Annotated in this window: 18 protein-coding genes; 9 read left to right on the forward strand and 9 right to left on the reverse strand. The window is 70.5% G+C overall.

Translation table 11 applies throughout. The features are described 5' to 3' along the window. Positions 1 to 124: 124 nt before the first annotated feature. The 7 genes from KXC42_RS27005 (at position 125) to KXC42_RS00560 (ending at position 8227) form a co-directional block, all read left to right on the forward strand. A complete protein-coding gene (locus KXC42_RS27005; RefSeq protein ID WP_257605954.1) occupies positions 125 to 256 on the forward strand; it encodes a hypothetical protein in 132 nt (43 codons plus the stop codon). Beyond that, entirely contained in the window at positions 253 to 1872 is a 1620-nt protein-coding gene (gene crtI / locus KXC42_RS00535; protein ID WP_219129775.1) for a phytoene desaturase family protein, read from the forward strand. Before KXC42_RS27005 ends, crtI begins: the two co-directional genes overlap by 4 nt. Next, positions 1865 to 2833 carry a phytoene/squalene synthase family protein gene (locus KXC42_RS00540; RefSeq protein ID WP_006553367.1) on the forward strand — a complete coding sequence of 323 codons (969 nt, stop codon included), beginning with the start codon at positions 1865 to 1867 and terminating at the stop codon, positions 2831 to 2833. Before crtI ends, KXC42_RS00540 begins: the two co-directional genes overlap by 8 nt. A gap of 52 nt (positions 2834 to 2885) precedes the next feature. Next, complete coding sequence (gene idi / locus KXC42_RS00545; RefSeq protein ID WP_219129776.1) at positions 2886 to 3524, forward strand: isopentenyl-diphosphate Delta-isomerase; 639 nt, start codon at positions 2886 to 2888, stop codon at positions 3522 to 3524. 37 nt (positions 3525 to 3561) lie between these two features. Beyond that, positions 3562 to 4314 (forward strand): ABC transporter permease, encoded by a 753-nt coding sequence (locus tag KXC42_RS00550; RefSeq protein ID WP_039583619.1) that lies wholly within the window; start codon positions 3562 to 3564, stop codon positions 4312 to 4314. Between the two features lie 72 nt (positions 4315 to 4386). After that, a complete protein-coding gene (locus KXC42_RS00555) occupies positions 4387 to 7569 on the forward strand; it encodes a carboxyl transferase domain-containing protein (protein ID WP_219129777.1) in 3183 nt (1060 codons plus the stop codon). Positions 7570 to 7588: 19 nt separating this feature from the next. Further along, positions 7589 to 8227: a UdgX family uracil-DNA binding protein gene (locus tag KXC42_RS00560; RefSeq protein ID WP_006553371.1), complete on the forward strand. Its 639-nt coding sequence runs from the start codon at positions 7589 to 7591 to the stop codon at positions 8225 to 8227. A gap of 4 nt (positions 8228 to 8231) precedes the next feature. On the opposite strand, the gene KXC42_RS00565 is transcribed toward KXC42_RS00560, so the two are convergent. The 5 genes from KXC42_RS00565 to KXC42_RS00585 are packed head-to-tail and all read right to left on the reverse strand — an operon-like array spanning position 8232 to position 11622. After that, complete coding sequence (locus tag KXC42_RS00565) at positions 8232 to 9170, reverse strand: copper resistance D family protein (RefSeq protein WP_219129778.1); 939 nt, start codon at positions 9168 to 9170, stop codon at positions 8232 to 8234. A 5-nt stretch (positions 9171 to 9175) separates the two neighbouring features. After that, the gene (locus KXC42_RS00570; protein ID WP_064256882.1) at positions 9176 to 9709 is read right to left on the reverse strand and encodes a copper resistance CopC family protein; all 534 of its coding nucleotides are present in this window, start codon (positions 9707 to 9709) and stop codon (positions 9176 to 9178) included. Continuing rightward, positions 9706 to 10377, reverse strand: coding sequence for a YcnI family protein (locus tag KXC42_RS00575; RefSeq protein WP_006553374.1), 672 nt, complete (start codon positions 10375 to 10377; stop codon positions 9706 to 9708). The genes KXC42_RS00570 and KXC42_RS00575 overlap by 4 nt, the downstream gene beginning before the upstream one ends. A gap of 34 nt (positions 10378 to 10411) precedes the next feature. Beyond that, positions 10412 to 10903: a hypothetical protein gene (locus tag KXC42_RS00580; RefSeq protein WP_024102630.1), complete on the reverse strand. Its 492-nt coding sequence runs from the start codon at positions 10901 to 10903 to the stop codon at positions 10412 to 10414. A gap of 35 nt (positions 10904 to 10938) precedes the next feature. Continuing rightward, positions 10939 to 11622, reverse strand: a complete 684-nt coding sequence (locus tag KXC42_RS00585; protein ID WP_219129779.1) for a DUF6474 family protein — start codon at positions 11620 to 11622, stop codon at positions 10939 to 10941. A gap of 149 nt (positions 11623 to 11771) precedes the next feature. On the opposite strand from KXC42_RS00585, the gene KXC42_RS00590 reads away from it, so the two are divergent. Then, positions 11772 to 13349 carry a TM0106 family RecB-like putative nuclease gene (locus KXC42_RS00590; RefSeq protein WP_219130411.1) on the forward strand — a complete coding sequence of 526 codons (1578 nt, stop codon included), beginning with the start codon at positions 11772 to 11774 and terminating at the stop codon, positions 13347 to 13349. Positions 13350 to 13368: 19 nt separating this feature from the next. Then, positions 13369 to 13689 carry an IclR family transcriptional regulator C-terminal domain-containing protein gene (locus KXC42_RS00595; protein WP_255028737.1) on the forward strand — a complete coding sequence of 107 codons (321 nt, stop codon included), beginning with the start codon at positions 13369 to 13371 and terminating at the stop codon, positions 13687 to 13689. Here KXC42_RS00595 and KXC42_RS00600 read toward each other — a convergent pair. From KXC42_RS00600 to KXC42_RS00615, 4 genes are all read right to left on the reverse strand, one after another. Next, the gene (locus KXC42_RS00600; protein WP_219129780.1) at positions 13673 to 14482 is read right to left on the reverse strand and encodes an alpha/beta hydrolase; all 810 of its coding nucleotides are present in this window, start codon (positions 14480 to 14482) and stop codon (positions 13673 to 13675) included. The genes KXC42_RS00595 and KXC42_RS00600 overlap by 17 nt on opposite strands. An 86-nt stretch (positions 14483 to 14568) precedes the next feature. Further along, positions 14569 to 15336: an SDR family NAD(P)-dependent oxidoreductase gene (locus KXC42_RS00605; RefSeq protein ID WP_006553390.1), complete on the reverse strand. Its 768-nt coding sequence runs from the start codon at positions 15334 to 15336 to the stop codon at positions 14569 to 14571. 130 nt (positions 15337 to 15466) lie between these two features. After that, the gene (locus tag KXC42_RS00610) at positions 15467 to 16714 is read right to left on the reverse strand and encodes an MFS transporter (protein ID WP_219129781.1); all 1248 of its coding nucleotides are present in this window, start codon (positions 16712 to 16714) and stop codon (positions 15467 to 15469) included. After that, entirely contained in the window at positions 16711 to 17214 is a 504-nt protein-coding gene (locus KXC42_RS00615) for a MarR family winged helix-turn-helix transcriptional regulator (RefSeq protein ID WP_219129782.1), read from the reverse strand. Before KXC42_RS00615 ends, KXC42_RS00610 begins: the two co-directional genes overlap by 4 nt. Between the last annotated feature and the right edge of the window lies 1 nt (position 17215).

The raw sequence follows: 17215 nt of genomic DNA on the forward strand, positions 1-17215 counted from the left end.
CATCCGCTCGACGACGGGCTCCGAATACGGGGAGAGACGGCGTGAGGGCCGTCACCCGAACCGACCGACACGAACCACTACGCACGCCCACGCCGCTCAGGCGACGACCAGAGGAACACCGATCATGCCCAACTACGAAGCCCGGCAGAACGAGAATCGGCACCCGCACCCGTCCGCAGGTTTCCTCCAGCTGTTCATGGAAGCGCGCACGCGCACCGAGCAGACGACCCCGCGCGCGCAGGTAGGCAAGGCGTGAGGTCCGTCGGCGGCTCCGTCGAGTCCGTCGTCGTGGTGGGTGCGGGCCTCGCGGGACTGTCCGCGGCGCTCCACCTCACCGGTGCCGGCAGGCGCGTCACCGTCCTCGAACGCGAGAACACGGTCGGTGGTCGCGTGGGAACGTACCCGGTGTTCGAGGACGGGCGGCATCTCTACGACATCGACAACGGCGCCAGTGTGCTGACGATGCCGAACCTCATCGCCGACGCGCTCGCGGCCGTCGGAGAATCCTTCGACTCGACCATCCCGGCGCTCGACCTCACCCCGCTCGCACCCGGCTACCACGCGCGCTTCGCGGACGGCACCGCCCTGAACGTGTACTCCGATCCGGACGAGATGACCGCCGAGATCGCGCGCGTGTGCGGTTCCGAGGAGGCCGGCGGATATCGGCGGCTGCGCCGCTGGCTCGCGTCGATCTTCGACGCCGAGTTCGACCGCTACATCGACTCCAACTTCGATTCGCCGCTCGATCTCGTGTCGACACCCGCGGCGCTGCGCGACACCGCCAACCTCGTCCGGCTCGGCGGCTTCGGCCGGCTCGGATCGCGCGTCGGGTCGTTCATCCGGGACGACCGGCTCCGGCGAATCTTCACCTTCCAGGCCCTGTACGCGGGCACCGCACCGTCGACGGCCCTGGCGGTCTACGGCGCCATCGCCCACATGGACACCTCGCTCGGCGTCTACTTTCCGAAGGGCGGCATGTCCACCATCGCCGCCGCGATGGTCGATGCGCTCGTCCGCAACGGCGGCACCGTGCACACCGGGGTCGAGGTGTCGGAACTCCGCGTCGACGGCGGCCGCGCGAAGAGCGTGCGTTCCGCGGACGGCCGGGAGTTCGCCGCCGACGCCGTCGTCCTCACCGTGGACCTGCCCGTGGTCGACGACCTGCTGCTGCGCGCCGGGGTCCCGCCGCGCCGCCGCGCCCGCAGCGCCACCGTCGCGTCGCCCTCGGCCGTCGTCTTCCACGGCACGGTACCCACCGAGGTGACACAGGCCTGGCCGGAGTCCCACCACACCATCGATTTCGGTGAGGAGTGGGCGGAGACCTTCGCGCGGATCACCGCCCCGCGCGGCCGCGGCCGGTTGATGGCCGATCCGTCCCTGCTCATCACGCGACCTGCCGTGACCGATCCGTCCCTGCGGGTCGTGCGCGGCGGTGTCGAGTGCGAACCGGTCTCGGTGCTGGCGCCGTGCCCGAATCTCGCTGCCGCACCCCTCGATTGGGGCCGACTCGGCAGGCCGTACATGCGGGAGATCCAGCAGGTCCTCGAGCAGCGCGGCTATCGGGGACTCGCGAGTTCGATGCGAGTCGACCACATCGACACCCCGCGGACCTGGGCCGACAAGGGCATGCTCGACGGCAGCCCCTTCTCGGCGGCGCACCTGTTCCGGCAGACAGGGCCCTTCCGCCGCCCGAACCTCGTGCACGGCGTCGACAATGTCGTCCTCGCCGGGTCGGGTACCACGCCGGGTGTCGGCGTCCCGACCGTGATCATCTCCGGACGTCTTGCCGCAGAACGTATCTCCGGTGGCGCGACTGCCGGGCTCACGACGATGTCGATTCCGATGGAAGCAGGTGCGGTTGCCCATGGGTGAACTCGACGGGATCGATCCCGATCTGCACGAGGCGTATCAACTGTGCCGTGAGCTCAACCGGCGCCATGGCAAGACCTACTTCCTCGCGACCCGCATCTTCCCGGCGTCCAAACGGGCCGGGGTGCACGCCCTCTACGGTTTCGCGCGGATGGTCGACGACATCGTCGACGTGAAACCGGTCGACGCGGCACCGGTTCTCGACGCGCTCGAACGCCGTCTGTCCGACGCGCTCGGGGGCAGGCCGCCGACCTACGACGAATTCGGTCTCGTGCTGCGGGCCCTCGTCGACACCACGCAGCGGTACGACATCCCGCACGAGTACTACTACGCCTTCCTGCGGTCGATGCGGATGGACATCCCCGGCACCGAACTGTTCCGGTCGCGGTACCGCACGATGGACGAACTGTCGGAGTACATGTACGGCTCGGCCGCCGTCATCGGGCTGCAGATGCTGCCCATCCTCGGGATCGAGGGCGAACGTGAACAGGCCGAGGCTCCCGCCGCCGCACTCGGTGAGGCCTTCCAGCTCACCAACTTCATTCGCGACATGGGTGAGGACCTCGACCGCGACCGCATCTACCTGCCCGCCGACATCCTCGCCGCCTTCGACGTGGACGAGGACCTGCTGTGGCACTGCCGCCGGACCGGACAGCGCGACGTGCGGTTCGAACGCGCCCTCGCGCACCTGATCGCGCACACCCGCTCGATCTACCGTGTGGCCGAACCGGGCATCGACCTGCTCGACCCGAAGGTGCGTCCCGCGATGCGGACCGCCTTCGTCCTCTACGGCGACATCCTGCGGGCGGTGGAGGAGAGCGGATACCGGGTACTCCACCAGCGCGCACGCGTGTCGCGGCGCCGGCGGTTGTCGGTGGCGGCACCGCGGCTGGCCTCGGCCGGTTGGACCACGCTGCGTTCACGGTCGAGACTGGGGATGCCCACCGCGCCGCTCGGCCGGTGAGGCCCGACCGGCCGAGCCGGCATTCGGACACGAATACAGAACAGGACATCACATGGAACAGGTCGTGCTGCTCGACGACGCAGGCCGCGCGGTCGGGATCGAGTCGAAGGCCACGGTGCACACCACCGACACCCCGCTGCACCTCGCCTTCTCGTCGTACGTCTTCGACCACCACGGCAACGTTCTGCTCACCCGGCGCGCCCTGGACAAGTCGACCTTCCCCGGTGTCCTGACGAACAGCTGCTGCGGTCATCCGGCGCCCGACGAGCCGCTCATCGAGGCCGTGCGCCGCCGGCTGCGTCAGGAACTCGGGCTCGACGCGCACGACATCGAGGTCGTCCTGCCGTCCTTCCGCTACCGGGCGGTGATGGACAACGGCATCGTCGAGAACGAGATCTGCCCGGTCTTCCGCGTGCTCTACGACGGGCCGGCGCCCACCCCCGAACCGTCGGAGGTGCACGACACCGAATGGGCCGACTGGACGGAGTTCTCCGAGGACGTCGTCGAGGGACGCCGTGAGGTGTCGGTGTGGTGCCGCGAGCAGGTGGAGCAGCTCCGCACGCTCGGCCCCGATCCGCTGCACTGGCCCGTGGCGTCCACCGCGGATCTGCCGCACGCCGCGCCCGAGCGACTTTGGGGACGCGCCGCGCCCGAGCGCCTTTGGGGACGCGCCGCGCCCGAGCGACGATAGGGCCTCACCCGGCGACCGGGACGTTAACGTCGACCCTGTGATCGACCCGACCGTCCTGATCCCCACGATCATCGGCATCCTCGCCCTCGCCGTGATCTCGTCGGCGGTGCTGTGGGCGTTCCGGGTCCCGCACCGATTCGCGCCCGTCGGTGCCATCGCCCGCGGCGCGGTGCAACTCGCGCTCATCAGCGTCGTGCTCTCCGGCGTCATCACCGACGCCCGGTGGGTCGCGGTGGTGCTCGTCGTGATGTTCACCGTCGCGTGGTGGACGGCCTGCCGACGCATCGGGAGCGAGGCCGTCGTGCGCGGGGTGACGGCCGCCGCGATGCTGACCGGCGTGCTCGTCTCGGCGGGCATCGTCTTCGCGACCGGCGCGGTGGAGGCCACCCCGCGCTACGCGCTCGCGCTCGGCGGCATCATCATCGGCAACACCATGACGGTCGCGGCCCTCGCCGGTCGCCGCTTCCACGAAACCGTCGACGACCATTGGCCCGAGGTGGAGGGCTGGCTCGCACTCGGCGCGACGATGCGGCAGGCGACACTCTCACCCGCACGCTTCGCCGTGCACGCGGCGATGATCCCGTCGACCGACCAGACGAAGACGACCGGTCTGGTGACGCTGCCCGGGGCGTTCGTCGGCGCGATCTTCGGCGGGTTGTCGCCGGTGGAGGCCGGACGGTTCCAGGTGGTCGTGCTCGCCGCGATCATGGCGACGGCGTCGATCACGTCCGTGCTGATGGCGCTCGGTCTCGGTCGCGCCCTGCGCTACCGTCCCGTGGTCGTTGCGTGAGACGGCGGTCTGCGGTGCGGGTGCCGACCGGAGTAGGAGTTGATACAACCGCTGCCGAGGGAAGGATCGTCGATGTTGCTCGTAGCCAACCGGGGTGAGATCGCGTTGCGTGTCGTCCGCACGGCCGGGGACCTCGGACTCGACACCGTCGCCGTCCACGCCGCGGACGACGCCGACGCTCCGCACGTCCGCGCCGCCACGCGAGCCGAGGCCCTACCGGAGTCCGGTCCCTCGGCCTATCTCGACCCCGGGGCGATCATCGGGGTCGCCCGAGCGACCGGATGCACGCTCGTGCATCCCGGTTACGGATTCCTCAGCGAGAACGCCGCCTTCGCGCAGGCCTGTGCGGACGCCGGACTCACCTTCGTCGGGCCGTCCCCGGAAGCACTGCGCGTCCTCGGCGACAAGCGGGCCGCCCGCTCGGTGGCGGAGGAACTCGGCATCCCGGTGACCGCTGCCGTCGAGACGACGGATCCGGAGTCCGTGCGGGCCTTCCTGCGCGACCGTCCGGGCGGGATCGTCGTCAAGGCACTGTCGGGTGGTGGCGGTCGCGGCATGCGCGTGGTCCGCGATGCCGCCGATCTCGACGAGGCGCTCCGGCTCGCCGCCGCCGAAGCACACGCCGCCTTCGACGACGACCGGCTGTACGCCGAGGCGCTCGTCGAGCGTGCCCGCCACGTCGAGGTGCAGGTCGTGGCCGCCGAGTCGGGGTCGGGTACCCGCGCGGTGGCGTTGGGCGATCGCGACTGCAGCGTGCAGCGCCGGCACCAGAAGCTCGTGGAGATCGCACCCGCGCCCGACCTGCCCGACGCCCTGCGGGAGGCGCTGCACGGCGCGGCGGTCCGGCTGATCGGGCAGGTCGGGTGCCACGGGCTGTCCACCGTCGAATTCCTCGTCCACGACGACGGTTTCGTGTTCCTCGAGGTCAACCCCCGGATCCAGGTGGAGCACACCGTCACCGAGGAGGTGACCGGCGTCGACCTCGTGGCGACCCAGCTCGCGATCGCTCGCGGGACGGGATTCGACGAACTCGGTCTCCCGAAAGGAATCACTTTCGACGGCAAGAAGATCGGCGGACGTCCTGCGGCGGCGCAGGGCATCGCGGTGCAGGTGCGCGTCAACGCCGAGACGCCGCGCCCCGACGGGATCGCCCTGCCCACAGCCGGGACGCTCACCGCGTTCACGCCACCCACCGGACCGGGCATCCGCGTCGACACCCACGGCCGGCCCGGCCTCGAGGTGACCGGACGTTACGACTCGCTGCTCGCCAAGGTCGTCGCGTACGTGCGTTCCGGCGATCGCGCGGCCGTGCTGCGCAAGGCGTCGACGGCACTCGGCGAGTTCATCGTCGACGGTGTCGGCACCAACCGCGACCTCCTGCAGAAGATACTGGACGACAAGGAGTTCCGGTCCGGCAATGTCCGCACCACGTGGCTGGGGGAGCGGCTCGCGGATTTCGTCGACACCGCCCCGACCGCACCGGTGGAGTACACGGATCTGCGCGCCGACGAACAGGCGGTGCACGCCGAGATGGTCGGCACGGTCGTGGAGATCGCTCGCGCGGGCGACACCGTTCCGGCCGGTGCGCCGCTCGCCGTGCTCGATGCGATGAAGATGCAGCACGAGATCCGGGCACCGGGCAGTGCCGTGGTCGAACGTGTGCTCGTCGAGCCGGGACGCACCGTCGAGCCGGGCACCGTGCTCGCGGTGGTCCGCGTGCTCGACACGGACACCGCGACGGACGACATCGCCGCGGCCGACCTCGACGCCGACCGTGCCGACCTCGACGAGATCCGCCGCAGGCACGAGGTCACCACCGATGCGGCGCGGCCCGAGATCGTGGCGAAGCGGCACGGGCGGGGCCGGCGCACGGCGCGCGAGAACATCGCCGACCTCGTCGATGACGGTAGCTTCGTCGAATACGGACCGCTCGTCCTCGCCGCCCAGCGCGGCCGCCGCAGCGAGGAGGACCTGATCGCGAGCACCCCGGCGGACGGACTTGTCGGCGGCACCGCACGGATCGGCGGGGCCGAGGTGGTCGTGATGTCCTACGACTACACCGTCCTCGCAGGTACCCAGGGCCGCAACAACCACCGCAAGACCGATCGGCTGCTCGAACTCGCCGCCCGGCGGCGGGTGCCACTCGTGCTGTTCGCCGAGGGTGGTGGCGGTCGACCCGGGGACGTCGACGCCGGTTCCGGTGCGGGCCTCGACCTGCCCACCTTCCGCTCGATGGCGTCGCTGCGCGGACGCGTGCCCACCGTCGCGGTCGTCTCCGGCCGCTGCTTCGCGGGCAACGCCGCGCTCGCCGGGGTGTGCGACGTGCTCATCGCGACCCCCGACGCCAACATCGGCATGGGCGGCCCCGCGATGATCGAGGGCGGAGGACTCGGCGTGCACCGCCCCGAGGACATCGGGCCGATCGACGTGCAACGCCGCAACGGCGTCGTGCACGTCGCGGCGCGCGACGAGGCGCACGCCGTGGACGTCGCCCGGCGATATCTCGCGTACTTCACCGCGCCGCACGAGGACCGGCAGGCACCAGACCCGCGTCTCGCGCGACATGTGGTGCCGGAGAACCGTTTCCGCGCCTACGACGTGCGGTCGACGATCGACGCGATCGCCGACCTCGGATCGGTGCTCGAACTGCGCCCGGACTACGGCGTCGGCATCGTCACCGCCCTGATGCGCGTCGAAGGCGCCTCCTACGGCGTGCTCGCCAACAGCAGCGCCCACCTCGGTGGGGCGATCGATGCCGAGGCCGCCGACAAGGCCGCGGACTTCCTGGAACTGTGCGAATCGCACCGGCTGCCCGTGGTGAGTCTGTGCGACACACCGGGATTCATGGTCGGTCCGGAATCGGAGAAGGACGCCACCGTGCGCCGCTTCGGGCGCTTCTTCGTCGCCGGCGCACGCCTGACGGTCCCGTTCGGCATGATCATCCTCCGCAAGGGCTACGGCCTCGGCGCGATGGCGATGGCCGGCGGATCTTTCCACGCACCCGAATTCACCGTCGCGTGGCCGACGGGGGAGATCGGCGGAATGGGACTCGAAGGGGCCGTGCGTCTCGGATTCCGCAAGGAACTCGACGCCGCGGAGACACCCCGCGAGCGCGAGGAGTTGTTCGGCCGGCTCGTCGCCCTCGCCTACCAGCAGGGCAAGGCCCTGCAGGCGGCGACGAGCTTCGAACTCGACGACGTCATCGACCCCGCCGACAGCCGCGCCTGGATCGAGCGACTGGTGCAACCGCGGTGAAGCCGGGTATGCGACAGCCATGGTGACCTATCCCGGCGCACAGGAGTACGTACCCGACAGCCGCGACCTCGCCGAACTCGCCGCCGCGTCCGCGGGATGCCGGGGATGCGATCTCTACAAGGCCGCCGAGCGGACGGTCTTCGGGGCAGGGGTGCGCGACGCACGCATGCTCTTCGTCGGCGAACAACCGGGCAACGAGGAGGACCTCGCGGGAGAACCGTTCGTCGGGCCCGCGGGGCACCTGTTCGACAAGGCCCTCGAACGCGCGGGCATCGATCGCGGGACGGTGTACGTGACCAACGCCGTCAAGCATTTCCGCTTCGACCGGTCCGCCAACGGCCGCAGACGCATCCACAAGAAACCGTCGGGTGGGCAGGTCGCGGCGTGCCGGCCGTGGCTCGAGGCCGAACTCGACGCCGTCCGCCCCGACGTGGTGGTGTGCCTCGGAGCCACGGCCGCGCAGTCGCTGCTCGGTAAGGACTTCAAGCTCACACAGCACCGCGGGGAGGTCCTGCACCTGCCCGAGGAGCTGTGCGGGTCGTGCGATCCGGCGGTGGTCGTCACCGTGCACCCGTCGGCGGTGTTGCGGGCGAAATCGCAGCGCGACGACATGTTCCGCTCGTTCGTGCAGGACCTGGAACGAGCGGCCACGTTGTGACGGCTCAGCCGGTGGTCGCCAATCCGGCCGCGAGCCCGAGCGCCACCGACATCGCGCACACCTCGAGGACGGCGTTGCGCAGCGACTCCTCCTCCGGGAGACGGTGGGACGCGGCAGCGGGGAGCCAGTTGCGCCGCCAGTTCCACGCGAGCCCCAGCAGGGCGCACAGCACGATTGCCTTCGCGAGCACGACGCGTCCGTAGCCGGTGCCCAGCAGTGCGGAGACCGAGCCGAGCCGTACCGCCGTGTCGACCACGCCCGTGATCACCAACGCCACCACGCACCGCAGGGCCAGCTGCGAGTAGCGCGGCAGCAGTTCCGCCCACGCTCCGCGGCCCCGCACGGTGACGGCCAGCGCCACGAGCACCCCGAACCACACCGCGGCCGCGAGCACATGCACGGCGTTGAACAGCGACCCCAGCGGTTGCTGCGCCATGTGGCCGGTGACTGGCCGGGCGATCAACGCGAGCGCCGCGGCGACGAGCACCGGCAGGGTGGACCACGCCGCCGACCGGCGGTACGCCACAGCGGCGACGACGACGATCGCGGCGATGCACACCCATGCCGCCGCATCCACGCGTCCCGTGGTGGTGCCGACGAACTGCCCGAACCGCCCCACGTCCAGGTCCGCGGCGGGAACATCGGCCGCGGTGGACGCGGCCCAGGCGAGGTCGATGCTCGCGAGCACGAGCCAGACACCGCCGAGCGTGGCGATCGTCCGCCACAGCGTGTCGGAGGAAACCGCGGGACGGCGTTGCCGCTGCACCATCACGGCCAGGACCGCGAGTCCGAGCACGGTCGAGCCGACACACAGCCCGATCGCCCGCACCGAACTCGAGGGGGCGGGCAGGGCGAGGGAACCGGCCACGGCGATGCCCGCGACGGTTCCGAAGGCAACGCCGGCAGCGGCCACGACGAGCCACTGCCGGCGTTCCGGGATCATGCGGGTCAGGCCTTCGGCTTGCGCAGCGCGAAGGCGAGACCTGCGGCGACCACGACGACACCTGCGACGACGAACCACCACACGGCAGGTCCGCTGCTGTCGCTCTCACCCGACTCCGCGCCGGTCTCGCCGGTCGCGGTGTCACCGGACGCCGCTTCACCGGGCGTGCCGGTTCCCTCCTGGGTGAGCGTGAAGGTGCGGGTTCCGCTGATGGGATGTCCGTCGGCGGAGGTCACCCGGTAGGCGATCGTGTACTCGCCCACGGGGCCGAGACCGTCTAGTTCGACGGATGCGTTCGCACCCTCGATGATCGGGTCGCTCTTCGACCACAGGTTGCCGTCCGGCCCGACGACGGTCAGAGCCGCGAACTGCTCCTGCAGGTTCTCGTTGAACGTCACGGTCACCCGATCGGGTGCCTCGGCGATCTGCTCGCCGTCCTCGGGCGAGCTCGACAGCACCACCGAGTGGGCGGCTGCGGAACCGACGGACAGGGTCAGCGCCGCGATCAACGCGGTGAGGAGAACGAGGATGCGCTTCATGCTCGCCGCCCCCGGATCACGGCGCCGAGGCCGAGTGCGGCGCCGAGCGCACCGAGCACCAGGCCGATACCGCCGAGCCACCGCGCGGTGCTGTCGGTGGTGTCCTCCGACGCGCCGGCGGTCTGCTCGGTCTCGGTGGCGTGGGCGTCACCACTGCCGCCGTGCCCGTCGCCGCTGCTCGCCGCGAGGGTCAGGCTGGGGGCAGGACGTTCGGGTTCCTCGTCGCCGGTCGTGATCTCGTCCCACGCCACGACCTCGCCGTCGCTGTAGGTCTGGATCGCGGGGAAGGCGATCTCGTCCTCCTCGGGCAGCGGCCCGACGGACAGGACGAACTGCTGGAACTGTCCCGGCCCGACCTGCACGTCCGGTTCGGCGGTCCACGTCACGGAGGTCGCGAGCTGCGACTCGGGATCCTTCTCGACGGTCGCCGTCCAGCCGGGCAGCGGCTCGGTGCGCGCCGAGCGCAGCCCCGGAAGCTCGACGGTGAGGGCGGTCGTGCCGGCGGTCTCGGACTCGGTGGGGACCCGGAAGGTCAGGACGGTGTAACCGCCCTGCTCGGCTCCGGGTGCGACGACGGTGACGTGGGCCGAAGCGATGCCGGCGCCCGCGACCATCAGCGCAGCGGTTGCTGTCGCGCCCACGAGGGCGCGACGGGAGAACTCGAACATGTATGGGTCTTTCTCGTGGTTGGAGGATCGATCGTCACAGCGCAGCCGTGGCGAGCGGTGGTCCTCTCCGCGAGATGGCCGGGGGTGCACGTCCCCACACGAGCCGGTCGGTCGACGAGGTCGGGGCGAGCACGGCGGGCGCGGCGACCCGGGGGCCGCGCAGCAGCACGACCCGCAGCGCGGTGCCGCACGCCGCGTACACGTGGGCCGCGGCGGTGAGCAGCACCGCGCACACGGCGACGGCGAGCATGTGGGCGCCCAGCATGGACACCGACAGGTGTTCGTGACCGGGCACCAGCACGGTGAGCGCGACGTGCGTGGCCGCCTGCCCACCGGCGAGGAGCACGAGCGGGGACAGCGACGGCTGGTGCGCGCCGAGGATCCCGACGATCGCCGCGACCGCGACCAGCAGTACCGCGACCGGTCCCGTCGGCACACCACCGCCGGCGGCGCCGTGGGCGGCCACCGCCAGCACCGCGGTGGCGATGCCCGCGGTGGTGCCGAGAACGGTCGGATACCTGGTCACTGTCGGTCGTGCTCGTTCCTGATGTGCAGGCCGTGTCAGCGCACGCCGAGGCGCGCGAGCAGATCCGCTTCGATGCCGTCGAGTTCCGACGAGATCGCCGTGTGTGCCGACTTCCGGCGCGCGGCCGGCATCTGCTCGGCCGTCTGCACGGCGGCGGTCAGATCGGTGAGGCGTTCGCGGGTCGCGGTGGCGAACTTCTGCGTCTCCGCGTCCTTGGGGTTGCGCTGCTCGACCTTCGCGAGCGACTGCTCCGCACCCGCGATGCGGGCACTGAGCCGGGCACCGTGACCGGTGAACGAACCCAGTTCCTCGATCGGCACCCCGAGCTGCTGCGCGCGACGCGAGTCGAGCTGACCGCGCAGCGCCGTCACGGCCTGGTAGACGATCGGGACGAGCACCGGCGCGAGCAGACGCGCGACGCCGAGATAACGGCGCACCTTCGCCGCAGTGAGCCCCTGGTTCTCGGCGGCCTTCTTCTGTGCCTTGAGGGTCGCGATCTGTTCCTTCTCGACCTTGGCTTGCGACCTCGCGAGTTCCTGGTCGAGCTTGACCTGCGACTTCGCGAGTTTCTTGTCGATCTTCGCCTTGGCCTTCGCTGCCCGCCGGTCGTTCTCGAGCCGATTCTTCGCGACCAGTCTGGCCTCGATCTTCGCCTTGGTCCTCAGCGCCTTCGCTTCCGCCCTGCGAGTCGCGCGACGCTTCCGTGTGAACAACCCCATCGAACAGCACCCTCCATTCGGTACGACACGACGCTCCGGCGCCCCGCGTCAGCCTAACGTGACGGTGCTGCTGCGAGCCGTCGCCTGTGCAGGGAATACCCTGGAATGTCGTGGACGCAACCGGAGAACTACCGCGGCCCCGACGCGGAGTGTCACAGCGCACAGCCGTCTCCCTCGAGGCCGCTGCGCTGACGAGGTGCCGCCACCGGGTCTATCTCGACGCCACCTTCCCCGACGAACTCGCAGATGCACCCGAGAATCCGGGTGCGCGGCAACGCCAGGAGGCGGCGGCTGCGCATCGCGAGGCGATCCGCCAGACGCTGTTCGACGCCGACCCGGACGGGTGGGTGCCCGTCGCCCCCGAAGGACCGATGTCGCAGCGCGCCGAGCGCACACTCGACGCGTGCCGCGCGGGCGCCGACCGCATCTGGGGTGCGGTGCTGCCGAGCGAACCCGACACCGGACGCCGCGGCCGCTCGGAGATCCTGCTGCGCGACGCCGAACACGGCGGCTACATCCCGGTGATCGTCGTCAACCACAAGGTCACCGATCCCGGACACGGCGCGCTCACCACCGATCTGTTCGCGTGGGCACCCGCTGTCGACGAGACCCGCAAGGTGCGCAGTCAGGTGCGCGACCAGATGCGCCTCGCGCACCTGTACCGGATGCTCGAACGTCACGGACTCGCGAGCCCCGCGAAGGTCGCCGGCGCGATCGGCTACGGCGGCGACTGCATCCTCGTGCACGATCTCGACCAGATCCTCGACGACTACGACGCCCGCCTGGCGGACCGACTCGAGATCGCGCGGGGTCTCACTCCGACGGCGCCGTCGCAGATCGGTGAGTGCAAGACCTGCCCGTGGTGGGACCGCTGCCGCGCCCAACTCACCGTCACCCGGGATGTGTCGCTCGTCGCGCCGGGGCAACGTGCCGCCGTGCTGCGCGAACTCGAGGTGCACACCATCGACGGCCTCGCCCGGTGGGAGGGCGGGGAACCGGAAGCGTGGCCGCAGGGTTCGTTCGAGGACGCGATCGTCACGGCGCGGGCGTGGATCGCCGGTGCGCCGCTCGTGCGTCGCTACCGGCACGTGCACGTCCACCGCGCCGACGTCGAGGTCGACATCGACATGGAGAGCTACCACGAGCACGGCGCCTATCTGTGGGGCACGCTGCTCAATTCGAGATCGTCCTCCGAGTACATCCCGTTCGCGACGTGGGAGCCCGTGCCGACCGACGACGAGGCACGCTCGTTCGCCGAGTTCTGGCGCTGGCTGTCGGACCAGCGGCGCGCGGCCGAACGTCGTGGGAAGACTTTTGCGGCCTACTGCTATTCGCGGTCGGCGGAGGACAAGTGGTTGCTGTCGTCGGCGCGGCGGTTCCACGGCTTCCCGGGTGTGCCGGAGCTCGCGGAGGTCAAGGCGTTCATCGGTTCGAACGAGTGGGTCGACATCTTCCAGGCCGTCACCGACCAGTTCGTGTGTCCGAACGGCAAGGGGCTGAAGAAGATCGCACCGATCGCGGGGCATCACTGGCGTGACGCCGAGGCCGGGGGTGAGGCGTCGATGAGCTGGTACCGCGAGGCCGTGGGCATGGCGGGCGAGCCCGATCCGGCGCAGCGTGTGCGGTTGCTCGAGTACAACGAGGACGACGTGATCGCCACGAAGGTCCTGCGCGAGTGGATGAGTGATCGCGCGGTGCTCGACATCCCGTTCATCGAGGACCTGTAGCGCAGGTCGTGACACGCGCGTGGTTCGGCGGCAAGCTGATGCCGGCACACATGCCCCGGGGGCGGCACCGGACGCCGAGTTTCGCCGGCTCACCGAGTTCACGATGTGCGAGCGCGAGTCGCTGGCGCGGGAGCTGCGCGACATCATCTCGTCCGGTTACGCGAAGGAGTGCCAGGAGACCCGGCTGGGCAGGGCGGCGCTGGCCGTCCCGATCCGCGACTCGTCGTCCTTCGTCGTCGGCGGCCTGTACCTGCACGGGTCGGCCGCGAAGGTGCAACCCGATCCCGATCTGGTGAGATTCCTCGTCGACGGCTCCGCCAGGCTCACAGGCCTGCTCTGAGCCGGATCAGTGCGTCCACCACGGGCGCGCCGAACATCGGCGGATCGTTGTGTTCGAGACCGTCGAGCTCGACCCGCTCGTGCAGCCATCGGGCGGCATCGGCGACTGCCGAGCTCTGGGCCGGCGGGACGATGCTGTCGGCGGTGCCGTAGACGACCGTGATCGGCACGTCGATGTGGCCGACGAGTTCGGCGACGGGGAACTCGTCCTTCAACAGTGCGGCGGGCACGAAGGGATAGTGGTGCCGGGCCACGGCGGCGAGATCGGTGAACGGCGAGCGCAGCAGCATCCCGGCGGGAGGTTCGTCGACGGCGAGCGCGGTGACCACGGCGCAGCCGAGGCTCTCCCCGAAGTACAGCACCCGGGCGGGGTCGACGTCGCCGCGTGAACGGAGATGCTCGAGGGCCGCGCGGGCGTCGGCGGCGAGACCCTCCTCGGTGGGGGCGCCGGGATTGCCGCCGTACCCGCGGTAGTCGAACAGGAGCGTCGAGAAACCCGCCGCGGCGAGGTCGGCGGCGGTGTCGACGCGGCCGAGTCGGTTGCCGCCGTTACCGGGAGCGAGGAGAACCGTGAAGCCGGCTCCGGGGCCGTCGGGAGCGCGACCGGGCACGAACCAGGCGTCGAGCGCGAGACCGTCGGAGGTGGTGAGCACGACGTCCTCCGCACCGGGCAGGACGGTCGCGGCGGACGGGGGAGTGGAGCTGTCGGGCAGGTAGATCAGGCGTCGTTGCAGCGCCCACCCGGCGACGCCGACGAGCGCGACGACGAGCACCACGGCGAGAACGATCCGCATGGGTCCGGTCTAACGCATGTGCGCGTTCCCGGCAGCCGGAACTGCCGGAAACGCGCACGGAAGAGGCGGGGTTACCGGAGGAAGGGTTACCGCGGCGCCATGCGCAGCGCGCCGTCCATGCGGATGGTCTCACCGTTGAGGTAGTCGTGCTCGACGATCATCTGCGCGAGCTGCGCGTACTCGGCGGGCTGGGCGAGCCGCGACGGGAACGGCACACCGGCCTCGAGGCCCTTGCGGTACTCCTCGGTGACACCGGCGAGCATCGGGGTGTCGACGATGCCGGGGGCGATGGTGTTGACGCGGATGCCGAACTGCGCGAGGTCGCGTGCGGCGGGAACGGTCATGCCGTGCACGCCACCCTTCGACGCGGAGTACGCGATCTGACCGATCTGGCCCTCGAACGCCGCCACCGAGGCGGTGTTGATGACGACGCCGCGCTGACCCGACTCGTCGACCGTCTCGGTCTTGGAGATCGCGTCGGCCGCGAGGCGCATGACGTTGAAGGTGCCGAGCAGGTTGACGGTGATGACCGTGCGGAACAGCTCGAGGTCGTGCGGGCCGTTCTTCGACAGGATGCGGCCGGCCCAGCCGACACCGGCGCAGTTGACGACGATGCGCAGCGGAACACCCGACTCGACGATGCGGTCGACGGCGGCCTGCACCTCGTCGCCGCTGGTCACGTCGGTGGCGAGGAGCGTGACACCCGCGGGTGCGGCATCGCCGACGCGGTCGATGGACTGCTGCAGGTCGAGGCCGAAGACGGTGGCTCCGGCGTCGGCGAGACGGCGTGCGGTTGCGGCGCCGAGACCGGATGCGGCGCCGGTCACCAGTGCGGCGGATCCCTGAATCTCCACTGTTCGTATCTCCTGTCCCGAGCCGAGGGCTGCGTGAACCCGACGGGTTCGGGCTCGTTGGCACCGAGTCCGACTCCGTCGGGTTCTCTCACAGAGCCCTACGGCGTGTGAGTGTCGTTCGTCACGAACCCTAACCGGTCACGGCCGCGGGTTCCGCGGGGGTCGCGGTCCGGCGGCGCAGTGCGACGACTCCCATCGCCGCGGCGACGAGACACGCGACGGCACCGAGCAGCAATCCGGCCCGGCCACCCCACTGCTCGCAGACCCATCCGGCGATGGGACCGCCGATGGCCGTGGAGCCGAGGAAGGCGACCGACCACAGGGCCATCACCCGTCCGCGCATCGTCGGCGCGGAGGCGAGTTGCAGCGAACTGTTGGTGGTGGACGTGAACGTCACGCTCAGTGCGCCCACGATCACCATGAGCACGATGAGCGTGGTCAGGTTCGGGGCCGCGGCGGCGACCGCCATGGCGATGCCGAACGCGAGGGAGGTGAGGATCAGCGGCCGGGTTCCGGTGCGACCCCAGGTGGCGACGGCGAGGCCCCCCACCACCGATCCGGCGCCCATCGCGGCGGTGAGGAAGCCGTAGGCCCCGGCACCGGCAGCGAAGGTGTGGTCGGCCAAGACCGGCAGAACCACCTGGAACTCGAAGGCCAGACATCCGACGAGCGCCATCATCGACAGCGGGACGGCCAGGTCGGGCGTGCTGCGGACGTAGGCGAAACCCTCACGCAGCTGTCCCTTCGCGCGGGCGGCGGCGGGGGAGCGCTGGAGCCGGGAGACGTCGAGTCGCAGCAAGGAGGTGACGACGGCAACGAAGCTCGCGGCGTTGAGCAGGAAGCACACGCCGAGTCCGCCCGCGGCGATGACCAGGCCGGCGACGGCCGGGCCGATCATGCGGGAGCACGAGGCGAGGACCGACTGCAGGCTCACGGCGTTCCGCAGATCCTCCGGACCGACCAGTTCGAGCATGAACGACTGTCGGGTGGGGTTCTCGAAGCACTGGTTGAGGCCGAGCGCGACCGCCAGGACGTAGACGTGCCACAGGGCGATCGTGTCGGTGACGACGAGCAGCCCCAGGATCAGGGCCTGCACACCCATGAGGGTCTGCAACCCGATCATGAGCCGGCGTTTGTCGGAGCGGTCGGCGACCACGCCGCCGTAGGGGCCGAGCAGCAGCATCGGCACGGTCTGCAGTGCGAGCACGATGCCGATGGCGGTCGCGGAGCCGGTGAGCTGCAGGACGAGCCACGACTGCGCGACCGTCTGCATCCACGTGCCGATGAGCGAGACGGCCTGGCCGCTGATGTAGAGGCGGAAGTTGGGGCCGCGCAGGGCGGCGAAGGTCTGTCCTCTGATGTCGGCGAGCATTGTCACGGGCGACCCCTCTCGGCGGAGGGGCGCGGTGAATCGGCGACGCGCTGCGAGAGTGCCTCGAGGGCGGGCAGTGCGTCGTGCAGAGCTTCGAGGTGCCGGTCGCTCAGTTCGGTGAGGTGACGGGTGAACAGGGCGGTGCGGCGGTCGCGCAGTTCCGCCGAGAGTGCGGCACCGGCGGGAGTGATGTGGACGCGGACGACACGCTTGTCGTCGGTGTCGGGGGACCGGGTGAGCAACCCGGCGTCTTCGAGTTTGCCCACCATGCGCGAACACATGGTGGGGTTGAGCCCTTCGATCTCCGCGAGGTCGCGGACTCCGATCGTCTCGTGGCGGGCGACGGTCGTGAGGAGGGTCGACTGCGAACGCGTCAGCCCTTCCTCCGAGGCGAACATGCCCATGCGGCGGGAGATCCGTCCGATCGCGATACGCAGACGATGGACGTCTTCCGCGTCGAACGGAGGAGTTTCGGATCGAGGGGTGCTGTCCGTGAGTTCAGACATG

It is taken from the genome of Rhodococcus sp. LW-XY12 (genome assembly GCF_019317345.1).
Taxonomy (GTDB): domain Bacteria; phylum Actinomycetota; class Actinomycetes; order Mycobacteriales; family Mycobacteriaceae; genus Rhodococcus; species Rhodococcus pyridinivorans.